At 41.2% G+C, this 949-nt stretch carries 2 protein-coding genes; both read left to right on the top strand.

Annotated elements, in window-relative coordinates:
• The first annotated feature begins 36 nt into the window (after positions 1-36).
• Entirely contained in the window at positions 37-417 is a 381-nt protein-coding gene (locus tag QQK25_RS24840; RefSeq protein WP_498027255.1) for a hypothetical protein, read from the top strand.
• Positions 418-567: 150 nt separating this feature from the next.
• A partial coding sequence (locus QQK25_RS24835) for a GAG-pre-integrase domain-containing protein (RefSeq protein WP_284190071.1) occupies positions 568-949 on the top strand: 382 nt, incomplete at its 3' end.

The following is a 949-nucleotide window of genomic DNA, read 5'->3' as shown; positions in this document are numbered from 1 at the left end:
GGAGGCCCACGAAGTTTTGATTCTCGTCCCAAGGATATTGGCACGATCACTTGCAATTACTGTAAAAAGTCGGGTCACACCATACATGAGTGTCGTAGGCTTCAGTACAAGAATCAAAAGAATCAGTCGGCTCATGTTGCATCCTCCTCCGACAACTCAGTTCGTGTCCCTGCCGATGAGTATGACAAATTTTTTGAGTACCAAGGATCACTAAGGACTTCAAAATCCTCTGTCACTGCCATTGCTGAATCAGGTAACCCGAATACGTGTCTCATTTCCTCATCTTCCAAATGGGTCATAGATTCTGGTGCCACAGATCATATGACAGGTAATTCAAAATTTTTTTGCACCCTTACACCTTATACTTCCACATCCACGGTTACTTTAGCCGATGGATCTCCTTCAAATGTTATTTGATCTGGCACTATCACACCTACTCCTTTGTCATTATCTCATGTCCTGCATTTACCCAACTTATCATTTAACCTCCTGTCTGTTAGTCAACTCACAAAAACATTAAATTGTTCAATCTCATTTTTTCCCAACTTTTGTGTCTTTCAGGATCTCATGACGAAACAGATTATTGGTAAAGGACATGAATCTGGAGGCCTCTATATTCTCGACACATCCAAATCCATTGCTTGTCCCAGCGTCACATCTGCCTTTGAAGAACATTGTCGTCTAGGTCACCCCTCTCTTCCTCTTCTCAAACTACTTTGTCCTCAATTTAGTTCACTTTCCTCATTAGACTGTGAATCATGTCAATTTGCTAAACATCATCGTCTTAGTTCTAGTCCTAGGGTCAATAAGCGATCTAGCGCTCCGTTTGAATTAGTCCATTCAGATGTTTGGGGTCCTTGTCCCGTTACGTCCAAACCAGGTTTTCGATATTTTGTCACTTTTGTAGATGATTTTACCCGTGTAACTTGGTTGTTTTTAATGAAAAGTC

Source organism: Zoogloea oryzae (genome assembly GCF_030161255.1).
Classification (GTDB): domain Bacteria; phylum Pseudomonadota; class Gammaproteobacteria; order Burkholderiales; family Rhodocyclaceae; genus Zoogloea; species Zoogloea oryzae.
Note: the sequence above shows the minus strand (reverse complement) of the source record. Positions and strands in the feature narration are given on the sequence as shown.